General features: G+C 69.6%; 20 protein-coding genes. 8 read left to right on the forward strand and 12 right to left on the reverse strand.

What is annotated here, in order from left to right:
- Positions 1–81 precede the first annotated feature (81 nt).
- Positions 82–1,047 (forward strand): 3-methyladenine DNA glycosylase, encoded by a 966-nt coding sequence (locus INT49_RS01855; protein WP_193116018.1) that lies wholly within the window; start codon positions 82–84, stop codon positions 1,045–1,047.
- Positions 1,048–1,120: 73 nt separating this feature from the next.
- Positions 1,121–3,679 carry a DEAD/DEAH box helicase gene (locus tag INT49_RS01860; protein ID WP_193116019.1) on the forward strand — a complete coding sequence of 853 codons (2,559 nt, stop codon included), beginning with the start codon at positions 1,121–1,123 and terminating at the stop codon, positions 3,677–3,679.
- 145 nt (positions 3,680–3,824) lie between these two features.
- Here the strand turns inward: INT49_RS01860 and INT49_RS01865 are convergent, their stop codons facing one another.
- The 9 genes from INT49_RS01865 to INT49_RS01905 form a co-directional block, all read right to left on the reverse strand.
- Positions 3,825–4,190: a hypothetical protein gene (locus tag INT49_RS01865; RefSeq protein WP_193116020.1), complete on the reverse strand. Its 366-nt coding sequence runs from the start codon at positions 4,188–4,190 to the stop codon at positions 3,825–3,827.
- 185 nt (positions 4,191–4,375) lie between these two features.
- Positions 4,376–5,407 (reverse strand): trypsin-like serine peptidase, encoded by a 1,032-nt coding sequence (locus INT49_RS01870; protein ID WP_319021469.1) that lies wholly within the window; start codon positions 5,405–5,407, stop codon positions 4,376–4,378.
- Between the two features lie 368 nt (positions 5,408–5,775).
- The gene (locus tag INT49_RS01875; RefSeq protein WP_193116021.1) at positions 5,776–6,372 is read right to left on the reverse strand and encodes a histidine phosphatase family protein; all 597 of its coding nucleotides are present in this window, start codon (positions 6,370–6,372) and stop codon (positions 5,776–5,778) included.
- A 134-nt stretch (positions 6,373–6,506) separates the two neighbouring features.
- A complete protein-coding gene (locus tag INT49_RS01880) occupies positions 6,507–7,031 on the reverse strand; it encodes a glycine cleavage system protein R (protein WP_193116022.1) in 525 nt (174 codons plus the stop codon).
- A gap of 49 nt (positions 7,032–7,080) precedes the next feature.
- Entirely contained in the window at positions 7,081–8,721 is a 1,641-nt protein-coding gene (gene cimA, locus INT49_RS01885) for a citramalate synthase (RefSeq protein ID WP_193116023.1), read from the reverse strand.
- Between the two features lie 7 nt (positions 8,722–8,728).
- On the reverse strand, positions 8,729–9,820 hold the full coding sequence (locus INT49_RS01890) for a branched-chain amino acid aminotransferase (protein ID WP_193116024.1): 1,092 nt from the start codon (positions 9,818–9,820) through the stop codon (positions 8,729–8,731).
- Positions 9,821–9,859: 39 nt separating this feature from the next.
- Positions 9,860–10,939 (reverse strand): 3-isopropylmalate dehydrogenase, encoded by a 1,080-nt coding sequence (locus tag INT49_RS01895; RefSeq protein ID WP_193116025.1) that lies wholly within the window; start codon positions 10,937–10,939, stop codon positions 9,860–9,862.
- Positions 10,940–10,976: 37 nt separating this feature from the next.
- Positions 10,977–12,584, reverse strand: a complete 1,608-nt coding sequence (serA, locus tag INT49_RS01900) for a phosphoglycerate dehydrogenase (RefSeq protein ID WP_193116026.1) — start codon at positions 12,582–12,584, stop codon at positions 10,977–10,979.
- Positions 12,585–12,762: 178 nt separating this feature from the next.
- The gene (locus INT49_RS01905) at positions 12,763–13,737 is read right to left on the reverse strand and encodes a TetR/AcrR family transcriptional regulator (protein ID WP_193116027.1); all 975 of its coding nucleotides are present in this window, start codon (positions 13,735–13,737) and stop codon (positions 12,763–12,765) included.
- A 185-nt stretch (positions 13,738–13,922) separates the two neighbouring features.
- Between INT49_RS01905 and INT49_RS01910 the strand changes: the two genes are divergently transcribed.
- The gene (locus tag INT49_RS01910; RefSeq protein WP_193116028.1) at positions 13,923–14,792 is read left to right on the forward strand and encodes an ABC transporter ATP-binding protein; all 870 of its coding nucleotides are present in this window, start codon (positions 13,923–13,925) and stop codon (positions 14,790–14,792) included.
- Complete coding sequence (locus INT49_RS01915; RefSeq protein ID WP_193116029.1) at positions 14,789–15,580, forward strand: ABC transporter permease; 792 nt, start codon at positions 14,789–14,791, stop codon at positions 15,578–15,580. The genes INT49_RS01910 and INT49_RS01915 overlap by 4 nt, the downstream gene beginning before the upstream one ends.
- A gap of 84 nt (positions 15,581–15,664) precedes the next feature.
- Here the strand turns inward: INT49_RS01915 and ilvC are convergent, their stop codons facing one another.
- The 3 genes from ilvC to INT49_RS01930 form a co-directional block, all read right to left on the reverse strand.
- On the reverse strand, positions 15,665–16,696 hold the full coding sequence (ilvC, locus tag INT49_RS01920) for a ketol-acid reductoisomerase (RefSeq protein WP_193116030.1): 1,032 nt from the start codon (positions 16,694–16,696) through the stop codon (positions 15,665–15,667).
- Positions 16,697–16,840: 144 nt separating this feature from the next.
- On the reverse strand, positions 16,841–17,356 hold the full coding sequence (gene ilvN / locus INT49_RS01925) for an acetolactate synthase small subunit (RefSeq protein WP_193116135.1): 516 nt from the start codon (positions 17,354–17,356) through the stop codon (positions 16,841–16,843).
- Between the two features lie 74 nt (positions 17,357–17,430).
- Entirely contained in the window at positions 17,431–19,188 is a 1,758-nt protein-coding gene (locus INT49_RS01930; protein ID WP_193116031.1) for an acetolactate synthase large subunit, read from the reverse strand.
- A gap of 363 nt (positions 19,189–19,551) precedes the next feature.
- Here INT49_RS01930 and INT49_RS01935 point away from each other — a divergent pair, with 363 nt between their 5' ends.
- From INT49_RS01935 to INT49_RS01950, 4 genes are read left to right on the forward strand one after another with little or no spacing between them, the layout of a single operon-like run.
- Entirely contained in the window at positions 19,552–21,324 is a 1,773-nt protein-coding gene (locus INT49_RS01935; protein WP_193116032.1) for a nitrite/sulfite reductase, read from the forward strand.
- Positions 21,321–22,178: a phosphoadenylyl-sulfate reductase gene (locus INT49_RS01940; RefSeq protein WP_193116033.1), complete on the forward strand. Its 858-nt coding sequence runs from the start codon at positions 21,321–21,323 to the stop codon at positions 22,176–22,178. Before INT49_RS01935 ends, INT49_RS01940 begins: the two co-directional genes overlap by 4 nt.
- Complete coding sequence (gene cysD, locus INT49_RS01945) at positions 22,175–23,128, forward strand: sulfate adenylyltransferase subunit CysD (RefSeq protein ID WP_193116034.1); 954 nt, start codon at positions 22,175–22,177, stop codon at positions 23,126–23,128. The genes INT49_RS01940 and cysD overlap by 4 nt, the downstream gene beginning before the upstream one ends.
- The gene (locus INT49_RS01950) at positions 23,128–24,459 is read left to right on the forward strand and encodes a sulfate adenylyltransferase subunit 1 (protein WP_193116035.1); all 1,332 of its coding nucleotides are present in this window, start codon (positions 23,128–23,130) and stop codon (positions 24,457–24,459) included. Before cysD ends, INT49_RS01950 begins: the two co-directional genes overlap by 1 nt.
- Positions 24,460–24,468 lie beyond the last annotated feature (9 nt).

Raw genomic sequence — 24,468 nt, forward strand, 5'->3', positions numbered from 1 at the left:
GGGCTTGTCCGTAGAACGGGACGGGCGGGATGCTCACCGGACGCCGGGACCGCACGGGAACGACGAGGAGGGGCGCACGGGATGAACACACAGAGCACTCCGACCGTCGCCGCACCCGCACGGTTCCTCTCCGCGGCCCAGGCGCAGGAAGCACGTCTCGCCCATGAGAGTCGAGCAGATGCCCTGACGGCCGCGCACCGTGCGCGCAGACAGGCCGGTCAGAAGCACCCGGTCGAGGACTTCCTGTTCACCTACTACCCCTTCTCGCCCGCCAAGCTGCGGCGCTGGCATCCGGGATGGGACGTGGCCTATGACCGTTCCGCCGACCTCGACGAGCACGGGGACCCCGTGATCGCCGACGTCGATGAGGCCGGGAGCCGCTCCTGGTATGTCGACTCCACGCCCGATCCCACCTCGGCGGACGGGCGGCAGCGTCGCGCGGATGTCGCGCGCTATCTCAGCGACCGCGCCGATGCCCTCGCCTTCATCACACGGCTGCTCTCCTCCTCGTCGCTCGCCCGTCGTCGGCCGCAGTTCGGATGTTTCGGACTGCACGAATGGGCGATGGTGCACCGGGTGCCCGAGGGCGCGCAGCGCCATGAGGATCTGCCGCTGCGCCTGAGCTCCGCCGAGACCGATCACGTCGTGGAGCGGGAGAACCTGGTGTGCTCGCACATCGACGCGTTCCGGTTCTTCACCCCCACGTCCACGCCCCGCAACGTCCTCCAGCCCACCCGCGGCACGCAGGTCGAGCTCGACAACCCTGCCTGCCTCCACGTGGGGATGGACCTCTACAAATGGGCCATGAAGCTCACGCCGCTGCTGCCATCGGATCTGGTGCTGGATTGCTTCGAGCACGCTCGGGAGACCCGGGTGCTGGACATGGAGGCGAGCCCCTACGACGTGCGCCCGCTCGGCTACGGCGTGGTGCCGATCGAGACGGCCGCCGGCAAGGCCGAGTACGTCCGACGCCAGCGGGCCCTCGCCGACCAGGCAGATCTGTTGCGCACCCGGATCCTGGAGAAGCTGCCCCCGGCGACCGCGTGATCGGCGAGATCGCATGATCGGTGCCCTGCGCGGGGAGTTCGGTACGGTCCGGGCACCCTGGCAGACTGGGGCCATGCCGATCCTGACGTCGTTCCTGCCCGAGACCCGCTCCACTGCCGGACAGGACGCGATCGTCGACGGGTTCATGGATGCCCAGGAGTCCGTGGGGCGCACGCTGTATCCGCACCAGGAGGAGGCGCTGCTGGCCATCGCCGCCGGGGACCACGTGATCGCCGCGACCCCGACCGGCTCGGGCAAGACCACGATCGCCTACGCGGCGCTCTTCGCCGCGATGGCCCGCGGGGAGCGCTCGTACTACACAGCTCCGATCAAGGCGCTGGTCAGCGAGAAGTTCTTCGATCTCGTGGCGCAGTTCGGCGCGGACAACGTGGGTATGATGACGGGCGATTCCAGCGTGAACCACGATGCGCCGATCATCGTCTGCACCGCCGAGATCTTCGCCAATCACGCCCTGCGCGACGGCCCGGGCAGCGACGTCGGCCTCGCCGTGATGGACGAGTTCCACTACTACGGGGATCCCCAGCGCGGCTGGGCCTGGCAGGTGCCCCTGGTGGAGCTCCCCGACTGCCAGTTCGTGCTGATGAGCGCGACGCTCGGCGACGTCTCCCGCTTCAGCGAGGATCTCGAGGAGCGCACCGACCGTGATGTCACCGTCATCGACGACGCCCCGCGGCCGGTGCCGCTGGACTTCCGGTGGTCGCTCGAACCGCTGCCGGACACCATCGCCACGATCCTCCAGGACCGCGACGCCCCCGTCTACATCGTCCACTTCACGCAGAAGGATGCCCTCGAACAGGCGCAGGCCCTCCTCGGAGAGAAGGTGCTCTCACCGGACGAGAAGCAGCAGATCCGGGAGATCATCGGCGATTTCCGCTTCTCGAAGGGCTTCGGGCAGATCCTGTCCAAGCTGGTGCGCGAGGGCATCGGCGTCCATCACGCCGGCATGCTCCCGAAGTACCGACGCCTGGTCGAGAAGCTCGCCCAGTCCGGTCTGCTGAAGATCATCTGCGGCACCGACACGCTCGGCGTCGGCATCAACGTCCCGATCCGCACGGTGCTGCTGACGGGGCTGGCGAAGTTCGACGGCAAGCGCATGCGCCTGCTCAACGCCCGCGAGTTCCACCAGATCGCCGGGCGGGCCGGCCGCGCCGGTTACGACACCATCGGCCATGTCGTCGTGCAGGCGCCCACCTGGACCATCGAGTTCGAGCGGGAGCGCGCCAAGGTGCGCGCCCGCGAGGAGGCCGGAAAGGTCTCCAACAACGCGAAGAAGCGCAAGAAGGAACCCAAGCCTCGGATCCCCGAGGGTGCGATCTCGTGGTCCGAGTCGAATATGACGAAGCTGGTCGAGAACGCCCCGGAGCCGCTGCGACCTCATCTGAAGATCACGGCCGGCATGGTGCTCGCGCTCATCTCCCGGCCCGGCGACGCGATCGCCTCGGGCCGTCACCTGATCATGACCAGTCATCAGACCCGGTCGCAGCAGCTGAAGCTGGTCAAGGACGCTGTCGAACTGTTCCGCGGGCTGCGCGATGCCGAGATCATCGAGGTGCTCGACGAACCCGATCATCTGGGCCGACGCATCGCCCTGGTCGAGGACCTCCAGCTGGACTTCACCATGAACCAGCCCCTGGCCCCGTTCGCGATCGCGATGATCGACACGCTCGACGAAGACTCCGTTTCCTTGACGATGGACACCGTCTCGATCATCGAGGCGATTCTCGAGGATCCCCGTCAGATCCTGCTGGCGCAGCAGAACGCCGCCAAGGGCGAGCTGCTCGCGGAGCTGAAGGCCGACGGTGTGGAGTACACCGAGCGGATGGCCCAGCTGGACGAGGTCACCTGGCCGAAGCCGCTCGAGGAGGATCTCGAGGCGGCCTTGGAGATCTACGCGAGGACCCGCCCCTGGGTGCGACCCGATGAGCTCTCCCCCAAATCCGTGGTGCGCGAGATCCACGAGACCGGCCAGACGTTCAGCGAGTTCGTCCAGCGCTACGGCCTGCAGCGCTCCGAGGGCATCGTGCTGCGCTATCTCTCCGATGCCTACCAGGCGATGCGCCGCACCCTCCCCCAGGACCTCCGCACGGAGGAGCTCGAGGACCTCATCGAATGGCTCGGGGTGCTCGTGCGCGGCATCGATTCGTCCCTGCTGGACGAGTGGGAGGCGCTCTCGCATCCGGAGGACGCCGACGCGGACGCCGCCAGCGAGCTGCGTCCCACCTCGCCGAGGGGCCTCTCGTCCCAGACCAAGGTGCTGCGCACGATGATCCGTGCTGCCATGTGGCAGCGGGTCGAGCATTTCGCTTTCGAACGGGAGCAGCGGCTCGGCGAGCTCGACGGCGAGGAGGGCTGGGATCGCCCGCGCTGGGCCGAGGCCATGGATGCCTACTACGACACCTACGATCACGTGGGCATCGATGGGGCGGCCCGCTCACCGCAGCTTCTGCAGATCACCGAGGAGTCGAAGCTCTGGCGGATCCGTCAGGTGCTCGACGACCCCGACCGCAACCACGACTGGGCGATCGAGGCGGAGCTCGATCTTGAAGCCACTGACGAGGCCGGGGAGCCGGTGCTCGCGATCACCCACGTCGGCGACATCGCTGACCGCTGAGCACTTCCGGTGCACGGCTCTACGCAGCCGCCCCCGTTCTGCCGACACTCTCGGCCAAGGCAGGGCGGGCTGCGCGCAGGAGACCACGAACGACGACGGGGCCGGTACTCGTCGAGTACCGGCCCCGTCATGGGTGACGTCGCGCTCAGAGGGCCTGCGGGTTCCCCTGGATCGCCTGCGGGTTGCCCTGAATGGCCTGCGGGTTGCCCTGGATCGCCTGCGGGTTGCCCTGGATCAGCAGGGAGAACTGCGGGTTCCCCTGGATCGCCTGGGGGTTCCCCTGGATGCCCTGCGAGCTCGTCACGAGGGCGGAGGAGAGACCGATGCCTGCAACGGTGAGGGCTCCAGCCAGAGCGGCTCCACCGACCATCCGGAAGCACCGTGACTTCCAGGAGACTGCTGAAGAAGTCTTGGCGTGGACGTCCTGAACGTGGCGCACGATGACGACCTTTCGGAGGGCTGAGAGGAAGCGGCGGAGATGCCGATACAGCACATAGTACGTGTGTGCCACGATTCACAACAGTCCTCGTCCTTCTCACGCCGCTCGTAACGGGCCGTCGGCTCCAGACGCCGGCCACAGTCACTCGCCGTGCGCGACGTCGAGACCTGCGCGAGGCCGGTGCCCTCTCGGACGCCGGCCTCGTGCTGGCCGCTGGTGTACAGCAGCGGACGGGATGATCCCGTGCGGAGGCCGGATCAGGAGGCCGCTGCCTCCTGATAGACCTGCTCCGCCACATCACCGAGGTACGGGCCGTACATGACGCCGGGCTGCGAGGTGTACCCGAAGCTGTTCACCGAGATCTGCGGACCCGAGGGCCCGTCGCCCGCGAACCAGGGGCCGCCGGAGGAGCCACCGGTCATATCGCAGTCGATGGCCTGATCGTCCGTGCCTCCGAGGGTGTCATCGGACCCCGTGCCCTGACACTGCTCGAGGGATTCACCGTCGAACGGCGTGGCGGCCGGGTAGCCGAAGGACGTGTACAGGGCCCCGCGCGCCGTGTTGAACTCCAGCCCGGATCCGCCCACCATGTCGCTGAGGACGGCGGTCCCGCTCTCCGGCTCCACGACGGCGAACGCGATGTCGTAGTTCATGTCCTCGCTGGAGACCCACTGGTCGGTGGAGAAGAGGTCCGAGGCGCTCCACAGGCCATACGGGGTCTCGCCGTGGTCGTAGCCGGGTGCGAAGACCCAGTTGCTCGCCCAGGTCCCCGCGTCGTTCACGCAGTGCCCGGCCGTGGAGACCGTCGAGCCGTTCGCGGAGGCGACGGAGTTGCCCGAGCACACGTAGTCCTGCCCTCCGACGGTGAAGAACACCTTGCCGACGTGGTCGGTTCCCACGGCCGCGGTGGTCTGCTCGCCCTCTGCAGCGGCGGTTTGCTCCTGCGGAGCCGCGTCAGGGCGCGCACCTCCCTCGACTGAGGGGATGGTGACGGTCCCAGAGGATTCGACCTGGCCGTCCGGGACGTCGCTCCCTTCGACCAGTTCGTCCGCGGGAGTCGCGGCTTCCATCCGGTCGGCGGTCCAGTAGCCGACGGCGTCGTCCTGCTTGGACTCCGTGAGGTTCGTGGACTCCAGAGAGTCGTCGCCGAGTGGATCGGCCGCGGCGACGCCGGCGCCGCCCAGCAGCAGCGCCGCCGTGAAGGCGATCCCTCCTGCCGTGCGAGCGCAGAGTCCGAGGTGCGCGGAGAGGATGGGAGGGGAGTCATGGAGGTCCTGGGGATGGAACACCGTGGGGTCCTTTCGGAGGGGAAACGGGCGGCCTCGCGGAGGCCGCGGCGCCACCCTAGACGCTGTGACTCCCTTCACACAGCCATTCTGGAAAATCAGATGACCGCACGGTCACTTCTGGGTGCACCGGTCGAGAGCCTGACCTGCGACCCCGTCCCCGCATCTGCCCCCGCGTGTCCCGGACCCCGAGGACCCGCTGCCCAGGTCGTCCTCGACGTCCTCTTCAGCGGTCGAAGACTCGGTGGGAAGAGCGCGCTCCCGACTGGCCGGGATCGCTGCCTCGCGCCGCTTCGGGGTCCAATGCTCCGCCGCCGAGGAGGCGTTCTCATCGTGCTCCTGAGCGGAAGGGTCCTGAGATCTGCGCACCGTCATGAGCTCGTTCCGGCCAGGCCGACAAGATGACCGACGTCGCTCATAGAGTGCACCGCCCACTCGCCGCTCGGGCGACGTCGCAGGTCCGTCAGGCCCGCATTCGCGACCGGGAGGCGGAGCCAGGCATCGGCCGGCGCGCCGAGCACGTTGCGCACGAAGGAGCCGATGACGAAGGCATGCGTCACGCAGATCAGCGTCTTGGACTGCTCATGCGCCCCGGACTCTGCCCGCTTGGTCAGACGGGCCCATGCCGCGTCCAGCGACACCGCGTCCTCGTCCCGCTCCTCGACAGGCGTCTCGTGCAGCCAGTCCCAGCGGCCGCGCGAGTAGTCGTCCCAGTGCTCAGGCGACGGATGCGGGGTGAGGTCCTCGAGTAGCTCCGTCGGCTCCGGGTCGAGGCCGACCGCCTCGCCGAGGATCTCGGCGCTCTGCCGGGCACGACGGCGTGGACCGTGCAGGAGGGACTGCATCGGCTCCGCCCGCAGACGCTCGGCGAGAGCGGTCATCTGTGCTTGGCCCGTAGCGCTCAGGGCAGGATCGGCGGAGTCATCACCGGCGGCGTCACCATGTCGGACCAGAAGGATGCGTTGCATGCGCGGGAACCTATCAAACCCGCTCGCCCTCCCCGGAGGTCACGCGGTCGTGACGTCGTCGACCATCCGGTAGGCCTGTTCGGGCAGCACGGCGGAGCCCGGACTGCGGCAGTCCGCCACGCCGGCCCGTCCGGTCAGTCGGTCGCGTCGAGCTCCAGGTCCACCATGAGCTCTGCGGCGATCTGCTCGAGCGCCTCGCGGATCCCGTCGTCGTCCGCGCCGGCGGCGAGGCGCACCTCGGCCTCCGCCTCGAAGAGCATGCCGCCGCCCTCGGGCGCCTCGCGGGTCCAGCTGCGCAGGCCGTCGATCGTCGCCCCCTGTGAGGTGAGAGCCGAAGTGACCTCCCGGACCATCCCGGTGCGGTCCTGACCGAGCAGGTGCAGCCGCAGGGACTCCCCTGTCGGCGACCCGGCGCCAGCGCCCGCGACGTTCGCCTCGACCTCCAGGCCGACCTCTTCCGCCAGGACCGGGAGCGCCTCGAGGAAGGCCCCGACGTTCCCCTCGGGAACGTCTACCTGGACGATGCCGGCGAACTTCCCGGCGAGGAGCGCCAGCTGGCTGTCGACCCAGTTCCCGCCGTTCTCGTCCACGGCGGCGGCAAGGGCGGCGACGAGGCCGGGGCGGTCGTCTCCGATGGCTGTGAGCACGTAGGTCGTCATGGCCTCAGGCTAGCCCGTCGTGCCGTGGCCGACGAGATGTATCGGCGGATCAGATGCCCGATTTGTAGAGCCCGTACATGTAGGCGTCGAAGACCGCCTCCCAGGTGGCCTCGATGATGTTCGGGCCGACGCCCACGGTCTGGAACTCCAGGCCTCTGCCCGCCGTGCGCACGAGCACACGGGTGGTCGCGTCGGTCCCGTGGTGGGAGTCGAGGATGCGGACCTTGAAGTCCTGCAGCTCGAACTCGTCCACCATCGGGAACCGCTCCCGCAGCGCCGCTCGCAGCGCGAGGTCGAGCGCGTTGACCGGGCCGTTGCCCTCGGCGATCGCGACCTTCCGCTCCCCCTCCCCGTGGATCGCGTCCACGAGCTTCACGGTCGCCTCGGTCTCGAGGGTGCCATCGCGTCCCTGCTGGGAGGTCGCCCTCCAGGACTCGACCTGCACGTAGGAGGGTGCCTGGCCGAGCTGATCCAGCAGCAGCAGCTCGAAGGAGGCATCGGCCGCCTCATAGGAGTAGCCCACCGCCTCGCGCTGCTTCACGGTCGTGGCCAGGCGCGACAGGAGATCCGGATCGCCGGTGAGATCGAAGCCGAGCTCACGGCCCTTGAGCTCGATCGAGGACCGGCCGGCCATGTCGGAGATGATCATGCGCATGTCGTTGCCGACCTCGCGCGGATCGATGTGCTGATAGAGGTCGGGGTTCACCCGGATCGCGCTCGCGTGCAGACCGGCCTTGTGAGCGAAGGCGCTCGCGCCGACGTAGGGCGCGCGCGGAGTGACCGGCATGTTCACGATCTCGCCGATCGCGTGGGCGATGCGCGTGGTCTCGGCGAAGACGTCCTCCGGGATCAGCTCCATCCCCATCTTCAGCTGGAGGTCCGCGACCAGGGTGAGCAGGTCGGCGTTGCCGGTGCGTTCGCCGTAGCCGTTCACGCAGCCCTGGATATGGGTGATGCCGGCCCGTACGGAGGTCAGGGCGTTCGCCACCGCGCAGCCGGAGTCGTTGTGGGTGTGCACGCCCAGCCGTGCCTCCGCCTGCCCGGCGTCGGCGAGACGACCACGCAGGTCCTCGATGATCTCGGTGACCTGGTGCGGGAGCATCCCTCCGTTGGTGTCGCACAGCACGACCACCTCGGCACCGGCCTCGTAGGCGGACACGACCACGGAGGTCGAGTACTCCGCATCGTCGAGGAAGCCGTCGAAGAAGTGCTCCGCGTCGACGAAGACCTCGCGTCCGAGCCCCACCAGGTGGCCGACGGTGTCCCGCACCATGGCGAGGTTCTCCTCGCCCGTGGTCCGCAGGGCGCCGAGGACGTGCCGCAGGTCGGACTTCGCGACCAAGGTGATCGTGGGCGCCCCGGAGTCGACGAGGGCGGCGACCTGGGCGTCCCCGGCCACCGCGACGCCTGCCTTGCGGGTCGCGCCGAAAGCCGCCAGCCGCGCCGTGCTCAGCGTGAGCTCGCTCGCTGCGCGGGCGAAGAACTCGGTGTCCCGCGGGACCGCACCGGGCCAGCCGCCCTCGATATAGGTCACCCCGAGCTCGTCGAGCAGCCGGGCGACCGCCAGCTTGTCGGCCACCGAGAGCGTCAGGCCCTCCTGCTGGGAGCCGTCTCGCAGCGTGGTGTCGTAGACGTGGAACGCGGGGATCGGCTGGACCGCCTGATCCGGCGCGGTGCGCAGTGTGCTCATCGTGGCCTCAGACAAGTCGGGTGAGCCAGCTGTGACGGTCCGGGATCCGTCCGTACTGGATGTCGGTCAGCTCCTGTCGGAGGGCGAGCGTGGTCTGGCCGGAGCCGCCGTCGGCCACGGTCCAGGTGCCGCCGTGGGCGCGGAACTCGCCGATCGGGTTGATGACCGCGGCCGTTCCGCAGGCGAACATCTCGGTGATCTCCCCGGAGGTGACCTGCTCGAGCAGGTCGCTCATCACCAGACGCTGCTCGACAGGCTCGAGCCCTCGATCACGCGCCAGCTGCAGGATCGACTCCCGGGTGACGCCCTCGAGGATCGAGCCCGTCAGCGCCGGCGTGAGGATGCGGCCGTCCGTCGTGATCGCGAAGACGTTCATGCCGGAGAGCTCGTCGATGCTGGTGTGGGTCTCGGAGTCCAGGAAGAGCACCTCGTCGGCCCCGTGCTGGGCCGCCTCGTCCTTGCCGAGCAGCGAGGAGGCGTAGTTGCCGCCGCACTTGGCCGCGCCGGTGCCGCCAGCTCCCGCCCGGGCGTACTCGTCCGTGATCCACACGACCAGCGGCTGCACGCCGCGCGGGAAGTACGGGCCGGCCGGGGAGGAGATCATGTAGTACTCGACCACGTGGGAGGCCCGCACACCGAGGAACTCCTCACTCGCGAACATGAACGGGCGCAGGTACAGCGACTCCTCGCTGGTCGCCTCGGGCACCCAGTGCTCGTCCGCCGCGACGGCGGCCCGGAGGGAGGCCAGGAAATCCTCGACCGGCAGCTCGGGCAGGGCCAGACGACGTGCGGAGCGCTGCAGACGCTCGGCATTGCGCTCGGGACGGAAGGTCCACACCGAGCCGTCGGCGTGCCGGAACGCCTTGAGGCCTTCGAAGATCTCCTGCCCGTAGTGCAGCACCGCGGAGGCGGGCGACATCGTCAGCGGACCGAAGGGGATGACCTCCGCGCCGCCCCAGCCTTCGTCCAGGCGCCATGTCGCATGCGCCATGAAGTCGGTGTAGTACTGGCCGAAACCGGGCTCGGCGAGAATCCGGGCGCGCTCCTCGTCGCCGACGCGGCGAGTCCGATCGGTCTGGGTGAAGACGAGCGCGGTCATGAGGTTCTCCTCCGAGCAGATGGGGTCAGGGCCAGTGTGTCAGCGACCGGAGATCGCGGCGACCAGGGCGTCGCCGATCTCCGTGGTGCCCCGGTGGGCGAGCTCCTCGGACTCCGAGCGGGACGCGAGGTCCGTCTCGACGGCGGCGCGCACGGCCGCGGCGGGCTCGACGTGGCCGAGGTGGTCCAGGAGCAGGGCGACCGAGAGCACGGTGGCCGTGGGGTCCGCCAGATCCTGCCCGGCGATGTCCGGTGCGGAGCCATGGACGGGCTCGAACATGGAGGGGTAGGCGCCGGTCGGGTTCAGGTTGCCGCTCGCGGCGAGCCCGATGCCGCCGCCCACGGCGGCAGCCAGGTCCGTGACGATGTCCCCGAAGAGGTTGTCAGTGACGATCACGTCGAAGCGGCCCGGATCGGTCGCGAGGTAGATCATCGCGGCATCCACATGCGCATAGTCGACGGCGACGTCGGGATGCTCCGCCCCGACCTCCTCGACGATCCGGCGCCACAGGTGCCCGGCATGGACCAGCACGTTGTGCTTGTGCACGAGGGTGAGCTTCTTCCGGCGTGCCTCGGCCTGCTCGAAGGCATAGCGGACCACGCGCTCGACGCCGACGGCGGTGTTCAGCGAGACCTCCGTCGCGACCTCCAGCGGGGTCCCCGTGCGCATCGAGCCTCCGTTGCCCACGTACGGGCCCTCGGTGCCCTCACGGACCACGAGGAAGTCCATGTCGCCGGGATCCTTGAGCGGCGAGGCCACCCCGGGCAGCAGCTTGGTGGGGCGCAGGTTGACGTAGTGGTCGAAGCCGAAGCGCAGCTTCAGGAGCAGTCCGCGCTCGAGCACGCCGGAGGGCACATCGGGGTCGCCCACGGCGCCGAGCAGGATGGCGTCGTGCTCGGCGAGGCGCTCCATGTCCTCGTCGGTCAGGGTCTCCCCCGTGCGGTGCCAGCGGCCCGCCCCGAGATCGAAGTCCGTGGTCTCGACGGTGACACCGGCGGGTTCGAGCGCCGCCCGCAGGGCGCGCAGGCCCTGGGGGACGACCTCCTTGCCGATGCCGTCACCTTCGATGACGGCGAGCTTGAGGACGGACGACGAGGCGGGTGCGCTGGTGGTGCTCATGACGATGCTCCGGTTCTGCGTTCAGTGGCGACGGGGGTCAGTAGACGAGGTCGACGGCGTGGATCGAGTGCGCGCCGATGCTCGCGCCGAGCTCCTCGGCGAAGTCGCGGTCGACGGACTCGTCGAGGTCCAGGACCACGAGGGCCTCGGCGCCGCGCTCGTTACCGGCACGGGAGACCTGCATCCCGGCGATGTTCACGCCGGCCTCGCCCAGACGGACGCCGTACTGGCCGATGAGTCCCGGGCCGTCCTGGTAACGGATGATCAGCAGGTGGTCGCTCAGCGGGACTTCCAGCGCGTGGCCGGCGACCTCGGTGAGCTTGTGCTCCTGGTCGACGCCGCTGAGGGTGCCGGAGACGGAGACGACCTCGCCGCTGCGCAGCGTGCCGCGCAGGGTGACGACATTGCGGAAGCGCTCGGCGGACTCATCGGTCACCAGCTGCACGGTGATGCCGCGCTCCTCGGCGAGGACCGGGGCGTTGACGTAGCTGACCTGCTCGGTGACCACGCTGCGGAAGAGTCCGCGCAGGGCGGAGAGCTTGAGCGCGGTGACATCGCGCGATCCGATCTCGCCATGGACCTCGATGTCGAGCAGCTCGGGCATCTCGCCGGCGAGGGCGGTGAACAGCTGGCCGAGGCGGTCGGCGAGGGCGACGCCGGGGCGCACCAGGTCGTCGATCGCCCCGCCGGCGACGTTCACGGCATCCGGCACGAGCTCACCGGCCAGCGCGAGGCGCACGGAACGGGCCACGGCGATGCCCGCCTTCTCCTGGGCCTCCGCGGTGGAGGCGCCGAGGTGGGGGGTCAGGGTGATGTTGTCGAGCTCGAGCAGGCGCTTCGCGGTGTCCGACGTCGCAGGGGGCTCGGAGGTGTAGACGTCCAGGCCGGCACCGGCGATCTGCCCGCTGCTGAGCGCCTCGTACAGCGCGTCCTCGTCGATCAGGCCGCCGCGGGCGGCGTTGACGATGTGCAGGTTCGGCTTGGCGAGCGCGAACTGCTCGGCACCGATCAGGCCCGTGGTCTCCGGGGTCTTGGGCATGTGCACGGTGACGATGTCGGCCTCACGCATGAGCTCGTCGAGCTCGACCACGCGGGCACCGAGCTCGGCGGCGCGGGCGTGGTTCACGTAGGGGTCGTAGGCCAGGAGGTTCACGCCGAAGGGGCGCAGGCGCTCGGCCACCAGCTGGCCGATGCGGCCGAAGCCGACGACGCCGACGGTCTTGCCGAGCAGTTCGACGCCGGTGAGCTGCTTGCGCTCCCAGCGGGCAGCCTTCACCGACGCATCGGCCCGTGCGAGGTTCCGCAGCGAGGCCAGGATCAGCGTCACCGCGAGCTCGGCCGCCGAGGTGATGTTCGAGGTGGGGGCGTTGATGACCATCACACCGGCTGCGGTGGCGGACGGCACGTCGACGTTGTCCAGGCCCACGCCCGCGCGGGCGACGACCTTCAGGGTCTTCGAGGCGGCGAAGACCTCGGCGTCGACCTGGGTCGCGGAGCGCACCAGGATCGCGTCGGCCTCGGCGACGGCGGAGAGCAGAGCGGCACGATCAGTGCCGTCGACGTGGCGGACATCGGCGTCATTGCCGAAGACCTCGATAGTTGCGGGCGAGAGTTCTTCGGCGAAGAGCACGACGGGACGCGTCACGGGATGTACCTCCGGGTCGGGTGGCGGCACTCGGAGAAGCTGTCTCCGAGGCCACAGAAAGAATACGGCGGTGTCCGCCATACGGTCACACTAGCCAAGATTCGAGACAGGACGTCGTGGTCCGCAGTCGTCCGTCGACACCCCCGGGTGGCACGGCCCCCGCGCGCGGTGACGCCATTCACTCCTTCGCCGCTCTCTTCGCCGCCTCCTTCGCGAGCACCTTCGCCCGATCCCTCTTTGCTCGAAGGCACCCTTCGCGCTTCTCGAGCTCCTGTGCGCGGCGCTGCGTGGCCTGACGCAGCGCGATGATCGACACCAGTTCGTTCTCGGCCTCCACGAGGGCTGCGGCCGCCGGGCCTGCGGGCTCCGTCGGCGGGGACGGCGCACTCGCGCCCTCGCCCCCTTCGAAGGCCCGCTCTATACCGGGCATAAGCAGCGAGAGCGCGACCTCCACATCGTCGTCTCCACCGGTCGAGTCCGATCCCGTCGCCGGGTCCTCGAAATAGGCTCCGGAGTCGATGAGGTCCCGGGCATCCGGGAAGTGTCCCTCGGCGACGATCTCGCGAAGCAGCTGCTGGGCAGCCTCGCCGCCGCCCTCCTGCTCCACGTTCATCTCGCGACTCATCGACGCGAAGCCGCGCGCATTGACCGCCAGCAGCATCAGCACGCCCAGCTTGTCCTCCGCGGTGCCCGGGAGCGTGCGCATGGCGCGCATCCCGGCATCGACCGCGCGCACCTGGCCCGGCATGAGCATGGTCTCACTCGCCAGGGGGATGTCGAGCGCCCAGGGATGACGCCGATAGGCCTCCATGATCGTGCGCGTCCACTGCTCGAGCCCGGCGCGCCAGTCCTCGTCGTCGATCACCCACCCCTTGTCGCCGATGGCTGCATCGAGCATCAGAACGTGCAGGTCGTCCTTCGAGGAGACGTACCGGTACAGCGCCATGGTCGTGAAGTCGAAGACTCGCGCCACTCGCTGCATGGTCACTGCAGTCAGACCCTCGCTGTCCGCGATCTCGATCGCGGCGTCCACGATCCGCTCGTGACTCAACTCCCGCTTGGGGCCGCGCTGCGGAGCGGCCGCGACACCCCACGCCATGGCCACCAGCCTGGAGACGCCCTCGTCACCCTGACACTGCTGCCGCCGCGTCACGCGCCACCTCCTGGTCACTCCTGACACGCACCCCCTCGAGCCGCGCCGCCGTACACCCCGACAGCGTACGCCACACACAGTTCCTTCCGAAGCGCCCTTGCCGACCCACTGCGTGCAATGCATACTGTTTATTGTGCATACAGAAGCACGCGCATCGAGTCCCCGACGAACGGAATGGAACGCCCATGAACGGCACCCTCGAGATCTCCGGACTCTCCAAGTCATACCGGGAGCCCGTCCTGGACCACCTCGACCTCACGATCGACGGCGGGGTGTTCGCCCTGCTCGGTCCCAACGGCGCCGGGAAGACCACACTGGTCTCGATCCTCACCACCCTGGTGCGGCCGGACTCCGGGTGCGCCCGCATCGGGGGCGTCGACATCCTGGCCTCACCGCGCGAAGCACGCCGGCTCTTCGCCGCCACCGGACAGGAGACCACCCTGGACGACCTCCTCACGGGCCGCGAGAACCTCGTGATGCTCGGGAGGCTGCTGGGACTGGGCCGGGGCGCGTCGCGGCGCGCCGAGGCTCTGCTCGAGCAGTTCGACCTCGCACCCGCGGGGCGTCGACCGGTCGCCACATACTCCGGCGGCATGCGGCGGCGACTCGATCTCGCCGCCTCCCTCCTCACCCGGCCCGCCGTGCTCTTCCTCGACGAGCCCACCACCGGGCTCGACCCTGTGAGCAGGAACCGGGTCTGGGACGACGTCCGAGCCCTGGCCGCGACGGGAACGACGGTCTTCCTCACCACCCAGACGCTGGACGAGGCAGAGTCCCTCGCTGACCGCATCGCCGTCCTGCGGGCCGGACGGCTGGTCGCCGACGGCACCGCTGAGGAGCTCATCGCCGCCGTGGGCGGTCAGAGACTGTCACTGCTCGATTCCGAGGGGATCGAGGTGCGCGGGATCGACACCGACGGCACCGCTGCCTCCCTGGCCCGCGCCCTGTCCTCTCTGCACGCGCACGAGGAGGAACTGCACGTCGCTCTGCGCTCCCCCAGCCTGGACGACGCCTTCATCGCCCTGACCCAGACCCACCAGGAGGTGGCACCATGACCTCTCTCGCTCCCAGCCGACCCAGCTCCGCACACGGTGTGGGGCCGTGGCGCTCCAGCGGCGTCTTCATCGGCCGCAGCCTGCGCCACAGCCTCCGCGACGGCGAGGGGATGCTCATGGCCGTCGCCCTGCCGGTGATGATGCTGCTGCTGTTCACCTATGTCTTCGGCGGCGCGATCATCGCCGACGGCTACGTGGATTTCGTCGTGCCCGGCGTGATCCTCACCTGCGCCGGTTTCGGCGCAGCCTCGGTGGCCATCTCCGTGAACCGGGACATCACCCTCGGCGCCATGCGCCGATTCCGGACCCTGCCGATCATCTCCGCGACGGTGCTGGCAGGCCATGTCGTCGCCAGCGTCCTGCGGAACCTCGTGGCGACGATGATCGTGATCCTCGTGGCTCTCGCGATCGGGTTCCGCCCCTCCGCCACCGTTCTGGAGTGGTTCGCCGCCCTGGGACTCGTGGCGGTGTGGATCCTCGCCATCACCGCCTTGTTCGCGTGCATCGGCCTGGCCTCGGGGAGCGTGGAGGCGGCCAACGGCTATGGGTTCATCCTGCTGTTCCTTCCCTATCTCTCCAGCGCCTTCGTGCCGATCGGGACCATGCCGAGCTGGCTGCAGCCCATCGCGACCCACCAGCCGATGGGCCCGTTGGTGGAGGCCATCCGCGCCTTGCTGACCGGTGTCGGCGAGGCACCCGTCCTGGCCTCCCTGGCGTGGAGCTGCGGGATCATCGCGCTGTCGATGGTGCTGATCGCGCTCGCCCTGCCCCGCAGCAAGGACCGTTGAGCCCTCGGGCCGCGCAGCCCCCGCACGCCGACGGCGGGCGCACCCTCGAAGGGTGCGCCCGCCGTCGCGGTGAGGAAGGGTGGATCAGCGCGCGGCGCTGCCCTCGACGTAATCCGTGTCGATCGCCTGAGCGCTCCAGGAGAACATCTTGCGCAGGTCCCGGCCGACGGTCTCGATCTGGTGCTTCGCCTCGGTCTCGCGGAGCTCCGTGAACTCGGGCGCGCCCTTGTCCTGGTCGTCGATGAACCGCTGGGCGAAGGTGCCGTCCTGGATGTCGGACAGGATGTCCTTCATGGCCTTCTTGGTCTCGCCGGTGACGACGCGCGGGCCCGAGACGTAGTCGCCGTACTCGGCGGTGTCGGAGATCGACCAGCGCTGCTTGGCGATGCCGCCCTCGTGCATGAGGTCGACGATCAGCTTGAGCTCGTGGAGCACCTCGAAGTAGGCGATCTCGGGCTGGTAGCCGGCCTCGGCGAGGGTCTCGAAGCCCGCCTGCACGAGGTGGCTCATGCCGCCGCAGAGCACTGCCTGCTCGCCGAAGAGATCCGTCTCGGTCTCCTCGGTGAAGGTCGTCTTGATGACGCCGGCGCGGGTGCCGCCGATGCCCTTGGCATAGGACAGCGCGAGATCCCAGGCACCACCGGTGGCGTCCTGCTCGACGGCGACGATGTCGGGGATGCCGCGGCCGGCGACGTACTCGCGGCGCACGGTGTGACCCGGGGCCTTCGGGGCGATGAGGAGCACGTCCACGCCCTCGGGGACCTCGATGTAGCCGAAGCGGATGTTGAAGCCGTGCGCGAAGGCGAGCGCCTTGCCCTCGGTGAGGTTCGGCTGGATGGACTCGCTGTAGACCTTCCGCTGATCCTGGTCCGGGGTGAGGATCATGATCAGATCGGCCCACTCGGAGACCTCGGCGACGGTGCCGGTGCCCAGGCCCTGCTCCTCGGCCTTGGCGCGGGAGGTCGAGCCCTCACGGAGGCCCACGCGGACCTCGACGCCGCTGTCGCGCAGGTTCAGCGCGTGGGCGTGGCCCTGGGAGCCGAAGCCGATGATGGCGACCTTCTTGCCCTGGATGATGGACAGGTCGGCGTTGTCGTCGTAGTAGATCTCAGCCACGATGTGCTCCTTCGTGTAGGTGTGCGGTGTGCCGGTTGCTTGCTGACGCACCGGGCGACGGGACGATCCTATCGCCGGTTGTCTTACGTTGTGAGAGGCCGTCTCCGCATTCGGGACACCGTTGGGTGCCCTGGACGGCGAGGATCAGCTCAGCAGGCTGCGATCGGTGATCGCTCGCCCGCCGCGTCCGATCGCGACGGCCCCGGACTTGACGATCTCGCGCACCCCGAAGGACTCGAGCATGCCCAGCAGCGCGCTGAGCTTGTCCTGGGTGCCGGTGGCCTCGATGGTCACCGAGTCGGCGGCCGCATCGACCACCTTCGCGCGGAACATCTGGACGATCTCCAGCACCGAGGTGCGCGTGGCGTTGTCGGCCGTCACCTTGATGAGGATGAGCTCGCGCTGGACGGTCTGCCGCGCGTCGAGCTGGACGATCTTGAGGACGTTCACCAGCTTGTTGAGCTGCTTGGTGATCTGCTCGAGCCGACGCTGATCCACGTCGACCACCACGGTGATCCGGGAGATCTCGGGGTGCTCGGTCGGTCCGACCGCGAGGGAGGAGATGTTGTACCCGCGGCGCGAGAACAGTGCGGAGACGCGGGTGAGCACGCCGGGCTTGTTCTCGACGAGGACCGAGAGGGTCTGGCTGTCGGGCGTCATGACGTAGCCCGCCGTGGTCGATGCGGGCGCCGCGGGCGATGCCGTGGTCTGGTTCGTGAAGTTCGTGCTCATGATCAGATGTCCCTCTCCCACTCGGGGCTCATGCCCTGCGCGATCTGGATCTCGTCGTTGGAGACGCCCGAGGGCACCATCGGCCACACCATCGCGTCGGCGCTCACGGTGAAGTCGACGATCACGGGCCGGTCGTTGATCTCCATCGCCTGCGCGATGGTGGCGTCGATGTCCTCGTCCCGCTCGCAGCGCAGGCCGACCGCGCCGTAGGCGTCGGCGAGCTTGACGAAGTCGGGGACGCGCCGGGTGCCGTGCCCCGTGTTGAGGTCGGTGTTGGAGTAGCGCTTGTCGTAGAACAGGTTCTGCCACTGGCGCACCATGCCGAGGCTGGAGTTGTTGATGATCGCGACCTTGATCGGGATGTCGTTGATGACGCAGGTGGCGAGCTCCTGGTTCGTCATCTGGAAGCAGCCGTCACCGTCGATGGACCACACCACCTTGTCGGGCCGGCCCACCTTGGCGCCCATCGCCGCGGGCACCGAGTAGCCCATCGTGCCGAGGCCGCCGGAGTTGATCCAGCTGCAGGGCTCCTCGTACTGGATGAACTGGCTGGACCACATCTGGTGCTGGCCCACGCCTGCCACGAAGATCGACTCGGGGCCGGAGATGGCGCCGATCCGGGAGATGACCTTCTGCGGGGCCGTGAAGCCGTCCTCGGTCTCGGTCCACCCCAGGGGGTAGTTCTCGCGGAGCATCGTGAGCGTGCTCCACCAGGCCTGGTAGTCGCGGGGGTCCTCGACGGAGAGACGCTCGCGCAGCTCGGCGGTCAGGGCGCGGGCCACGTCGGCGGCCTGACCAACGATCGGGACGTCCGCATCGCGGTTTTTGGAGATCTCCGCGGGATCGATGTCCGCGTGGACCACCTTCGCGCTGGGCGCGAAGGACTCCAGGACACCGGTCACGCGGTCGTCGAACCGTGCGCCGATGTTCACGATGAGGTCCGAGCGCTGCAGCGCGGAGACCGCCGAGACGGTGCCGTGCATGCCCGGCATCCCGAGATGGCTGGGGTGCGAATCGGGCAGCGCACCGCGCGCCATGAGAGTGGTCACGAAGGGTGCCCCGGAGAGATCGATGAGCTCGCCGACCTCCTGGCTCGCCCGGCCGCGCAGCACGCCGCCGCCGAGCAGGAACACGGGGCGCTTGGCCTCCAGCAGGAGGGAGATCGCCTCGCGGATCTGCTTGCTGTGCGGGCGCGGGTCCGGACGGTAGCCGGGCAGGTCCAGCCCCTCGGGCCAGACGAACTGCATCATCCCCTGCTGGGCGTCCTTCGTGACGTCCACGAGGACGGCGCCCGGGCGGCCGGTCGAGGCGATGTGGAAGGCCTGCTTGATGACCTTGGGGATCTCGTCGGCGTCCGAGACCAGGAAGTTGTGCTTGGTCACCGGCATCGTCATGCCGACGATGTCCGCCTCCTGGAAGGCGTCGGTGCCGATGAACTGGGAGCCGACCTGACCGGTGATCGCGACCAACGGGATGGAGTCCATCTGGGCGTCGGCGATCGCGGTGATGAGGTTGGTGGCACCGGGACCGGAGGTGGCGAGGCACACGCCGACCTTGCCGGTGGCGTGGGCGTAGCCGCTCGCGGCGTGTCCCGCGCCCTGCTCATGGCGCACCAGGATGTGCCGAATGTCCTCGGCATCCATCAGGGGGTCATAGGTGGGCAGGATGCAACCGCCGGGAAGGCCGAAGACGACCTCGGCCCCGGCGTGCTTGAGGGACTCGACCAGCGCCTGAGCGCCGGTCATCTGCTGTCCGTTCATCGGAACTCCTTCGTCGTCTCGGACGGTGGGCAAGGCGGTGAACTGCTGCAGGCGGGCCACGGTCCCTCCCCGGTTGCTCCGCTCCCGGGGACCGGGACACGAAAAAGCCCCTCCGCCTGGGGCTAGGGAGGGGCGCGGTTGACGTCTCGAGGAAACGAACGGGGTCAGCCGCGCTCGGTAACTACGAGAAGAATCGTCTGCATGCCCCACACACTAGGGCCTCCGATGGGATGCAGGCCACCCGTCCGGATCGCGAGACGATCCGTCCACCGGCGAGGGCGGCCCGGAGATCCGTCCTGTCACGGGGCGTCACATCAGGCCCAAGGAATTGTAATGAGCGCCATAAGCATGCATGCTCGCCCTATGTCGCGTATCGAGATCGTCGAGACCGCCGAGGTCGCAGAATCCACCGGGACCGCCGAGGGAGCGTCCCGCGCACCGGCCGCTCCCCCGCGGGCTCGTCCCTCGCGCTCGGGGAAGCCGCAGGGCCAGTGGAAGGTGGACGGCACCACCCCGCTCAACGCGAACGAGGAGCTCAAGGCCGCCGACAACGGCCTCAACGTCCGCGAGCGCATCGAGCAGATCTACGCCCCCGGCGGGTTCGACTCGATACCGGACGGCGATCTCCACGGTCGCTTCCGCTGGTGGGGCCTGTACACGCAGCGCAAGCCCGGCATCGACGGAGGGCGCACCGCGCAGCTCGAACCCCATGAGCTCGAGGACCGCTACTTCATGATGCGCGTCCGCACCGACGGCGCCGCCCTCGACCCGAAGGCGCTCCGCGTGCTCGGCGGCATCTCCGCCGACTTCGCGCGCGGCTCGGCGGACGTGACCGACCGGCAGAACATCCAGTACCACTGGATCGGGATCGAGGACGTCCCCGAGATCTGGCGCCGCCTGGCCGCTGTCGGCCTCGAGACCACGACGGCCTGCGGCGACACCCCGCGCGGCTTCCTCGGCAGCCCGGTGGCGGGGATCGCGGCCGACGAGATCATCGACCCTTCCCCGGTGATCGCCGAGATCAAGCGCCGCTATCTCGGCGACCCCGAGCTGGCCAACCTTCCTCGCAAGTTCAAGACCGCCATCACCGGCCACCCGAGCCAGGACGTGGTCCACGAGATCAACGACATCTCCCTCGTGGGCGTCGTCCACCCCGAGCACGGTCCGGGCTACGACCTGTGGGTGGGCGGAGCCCTGTCGACCACGCCCCGCCTGGCCGAACGGCTGGGCGCCTTCGTCCGCGAGGAGGAGGCGAGCGATGTCTGGCACGGGGTGGTCCGGATCTTCCGCGACTACGGCTACCGCCGGCTACGGAACAAGGCCCGGCTGAAGTTCCTTCTCGCCGCCTGGGGCCCCGAGAAGTTCCGCGAGGTGCTCGAGACGGAGTACCTCGGGCATCCCCTGGCCGACGGGCCCGCCCCGGGCGCCCCCACCGGTCCGGCCGATCATGTGGGCGTCCACCTCCAGAAGGACGGACGGTCCTACGTCGGGGCGACCACCACGGTGGGACGGGTCGGAGGCGGACTGCTGACCGCGCTCGCGGACCTCGTCGAGGCCGTCGGCGCCGAGTCCGTGCGGCTGACCCCCTTCCAGAGCCTCGTGGTGCTCGGCGTCCCCACCGACCGGGTCGAGGACCTGCAGGCCGGTCTCGAGGAGCTCGGCCTCAGCACCCGTCCCAGCCCCTTCCGCCGATCGACCATGGCCTGCACCGGGCTCGAGTTCTGCAAGCTGGCGATCGTCGACACCAAGGACACCGCCGCCCGCACCATCTCCGTCCTGGAGGAGCGGCTGAGCGACCTCACGCCGCAGCTGGAGGAGTCGATCAGCCTGCATGTGAACGGGTGCCCGAACTCCTGCGCCCGGATCCAGACCGCGGACATCGGCCTGAAGGGACAGATCATCACCACCGCGGAGGGCGAGCAGCTGCCCGGGTTCCAGGTGCACCTCGGAGGATCGCTCGCCGCCGCAGGCCTCGAGCAGCCACAGCTGGGCCGCACCCTGCGCCAGCACAAGGTCGCCGCCCGCGACCTCCCCGACTACGTCGAACGCGTCGTCCGACGCTTCGTCGGATCCCGAGCCCCCGGCGAGTCCTTCGCCGTGTGGGCGCACCGTGCCGAGGACGAGGAGCTGCGATGAGCACGACGGAGAGCACGACGACCACCACGCCCGACCGGGTGGAGCGCACCGCCCGCCTGCGCGCCCTCGTCGAGGAGGCCTCGCAGCACTTCTCGGCGCTCGAGGACGAGCTCGGCCCCGGTCAGCTCGCCGAGGCCGTCAGCGCCTGGGCGGCGCAGACCTTCGGGCGCGACCTCGCCGTGGCCTGCAGCATGGCCGATGCCGTGCTGCCCCACGTCGTCGCCCAGCACCTCCCGGGCGTCGACGTGCTGTTCCTCGAGACCGGCTACCACTTCCCCGAGACGCTCGAGACCCGCGATCGTGTGGCCCGCGAGCTCGACGTCACGGTGGTCGACGTGCTCCCCCTGGCCACGGTGGCCGAGCAGGACTCCTCGCTCGGCCCCCGGCTCCACGACCGCGACCCCGCCGCCTGCTGCGCGCTGCGGAAGGTGGACCCGCTGCGCAGGGCCCTGTCCGGCTACGACGCCTGGGTCACCGGAGTGCGGCGGGAGGAAGGCCCCACCCGCGCGCACACTCCCCTGATCACCTATGACGAGTCCTTCGACCTGGTGAAGATCAACCCGCTGGTCACGTGGTCCTTCGGACAGCTCATGGGCTATTCCCACGACCACGGCCTGCCCGAGAACCCCTTGCTCGAGCAGGGGTTCCCGAGCATCGGCTGCGCACCCTGCACGCGCGCCGTCGCGCCCGGCGAGGACCCGCGCGCCGGGCGCTGGGCGAATTCCGCCAAGACCGAGTGCGGCCTGCACCCCTCCGGCGACGCACCGGCCGACGACGATGCCTCCACGGACACCCCGTCAGCCGTCACCCCTCTGTCCCTCCTCACCGTCGACACCGCCCAGGAGACACGATGACGACCCTGATCCCGGACCCGCGGCCCGCCGTCGCGGCGACCACCCCTCCGCCCGCAGACCCGCCTGATCTGCTCGACATGCTCGAGAGCGAGGCGCTCCACATCATCCGTGAGGTGGTCGGCGAGCTCGAGCGCCCTGTGATGCTGTTCTCCGGGGGCAAGGACTCCGTGGTCATGCTGCACCTCGCGGCGAAGGCGCTCTGGCCGGCCCCGGTCCCCTTCCCGGTGCTCCACGTGGACACCGGGCACAACTTCCCGGAGGTCCTGGCGTTCCGGGACGCCGCCGTGGAGCACTACGGGGTCCAGCTCCATGTCGCCTCGGTGCAGGACTACCTCGACGACGGCCGGCTGCGCGAGCGCAGCGACGGCACCCGCAATCCCCTGCAGACCCTTCCCCTGCTCGACGCGATCGAGGAGCATCGCTTCGACGCCGTCTTCGGCGGGGGCCGGCGCGACGAGGACAAGGCCCGCGCCAAGGAGCGCATCGTCAGCCTCCGCAACTCGTTCGGCCACTGGGATCCCAAGAACCAGCGTCCCGAGCTGTGGCACCTCTACAACACCCGCCGGCGTCCCGGGGAGCATGTGCGCGTCTTCCCGCTGTCGAACTGGACCGAGCTCGACGTGTGGCGCTACATCGCCCGCGAGGACATCGCCCTGCCGTCGCTGTACTACGCCCACGAGCGGTCGGTCCTCGAGCGCGACGGGATGCTCCTGTCCCCCGGGGACTGGGCGGAGCTGCGCGACGGCGAGGAGCCGAGCGTGCGCACCGTCCGCTACCGGACCGTCGGCGATATGTCCTGCACCGGAGCCGTGGCCTCCACCGCCGGGGATGTCGAGGCGGTGATCGCCGAGGTCGCGGCGACCACGATCACCGAGCGCGGCGCCACCCGCGCCGACGACCGCCTCTCCGAGGCCGCCATGGAGGACCGCAAGAAGGAGGGCTACTTCTGATGAGCACCACGACGACGAGCACCGTCGCCCCGGCCACGGCCCCGACCACGGCGATCCCGACCCCGACCCTCCTGCGCCTGGCGACCGCCGGCAGCGTGGACGACGGCAAATCGACCCTGATCGGTCGACTGCTCCACGACACGAAGTCCGTGCTGGCCGATCAGCTGGCGGCGGTCGAGGACGCGAGCCGGCGCCGCGGCTGGACCGGCGAGCTGGCGGACCTCGCCCTGCTGACCGACGGCCTGCGCGCCGAGCGCGAGCAGGGCATCACGATCGACGTCGCCTACCGCTACTTCGCGACCGCCGACCGGTCCTACGTCCTGGCCGACACCCCCGGTCACGTCCAGTACACCCGCAACACCGTCACCGGGGCCTCGACGGCCGACGTGGTCGTGGTGCTGGTGGACGCCCGCAACGGCGTGGTCGAGCAGACCCGCCGCCATCTCGCGGTGGCGGCGCTGCTGCGGGTCCCCCACGTGGTCATGGCCCTGAACAAGATCGATCTGGTCGAGGATCCCCAGCAGGTCCACGAGCAGGTGGCCTCCCAGGTGGCCGACGTGGCCGGGGCGCTTCCGCTGGACGTCCCGCCCGTGGTCCCGCTCTCGGCGCTGCGCGGCGACAACGTCGTCCACGCCTCCGAGTCCACCCCCTGGTACACCGGGCCCACCCTGCTGGCCCTGCTGGAGTCCCTGCCCGCTGCCCGGGACCTCCGTCACGACGCCTTCCGGATGCCGGTCCAGCTGGTGATCCGCCCTCAACACGGAGCGCAGGACGCGGCGCACGTCGACTACCGCGGCTACGCGGGCCTGATCACCGCCGGAGCGGTCGAGGTGGGAGACCGGGTGGTCGTCGCCGGGTCCGGCCGTGCCACCACCGTGGCCGGGATCGACCTGGACCGCTCCAGCGTGCAGCGCGCCGAGGCGGGCCTGTCCGTCACGGTGCGCCTGAGCGAGGAGCTCGACGTCTCCCGTGGTGATCTGCTCGCCGCCGGTGACGTCCCCACTCCCCGCCGGACCTTCTCCGCCGTGCTCTGCTGGCTGTCCGAGGGCCCGCTGCGCCCGGGCGCGCGGGTGCTCGTCAAGCACGGGACGAGCACAGTGCAGGCACGGGTCACCTCGGTCCGGGACCGACTGGACATCTCGACCCTCGAGCATGTGCCGGCGGAGCAGGGTGAGCTCAACGACCTGGTCCGCGTGGATCTCGAACTCGCCCAGGCGCTGCCGCTGGAGTCGTACTCCGACTCCCGCAAGGGCGGCGCGTTCATCGTGATCGACCCCCAGGAGGCGACCACCCTCGCCGCGGGGATGGTCGACGCCCCCGGGCGACACTGAGGCGGCTGA

It is taken from the genome of Brachybacterium tyrofermentans (genome assembly GCF_014897585.1).
Taxonomy (GTDB): Bacteria; Actinomycetota; Actinomycetes; order Actinomycetales; family Dermabacteraceae; genus Brachybacterium; species Brachybacterium tyrofermentans.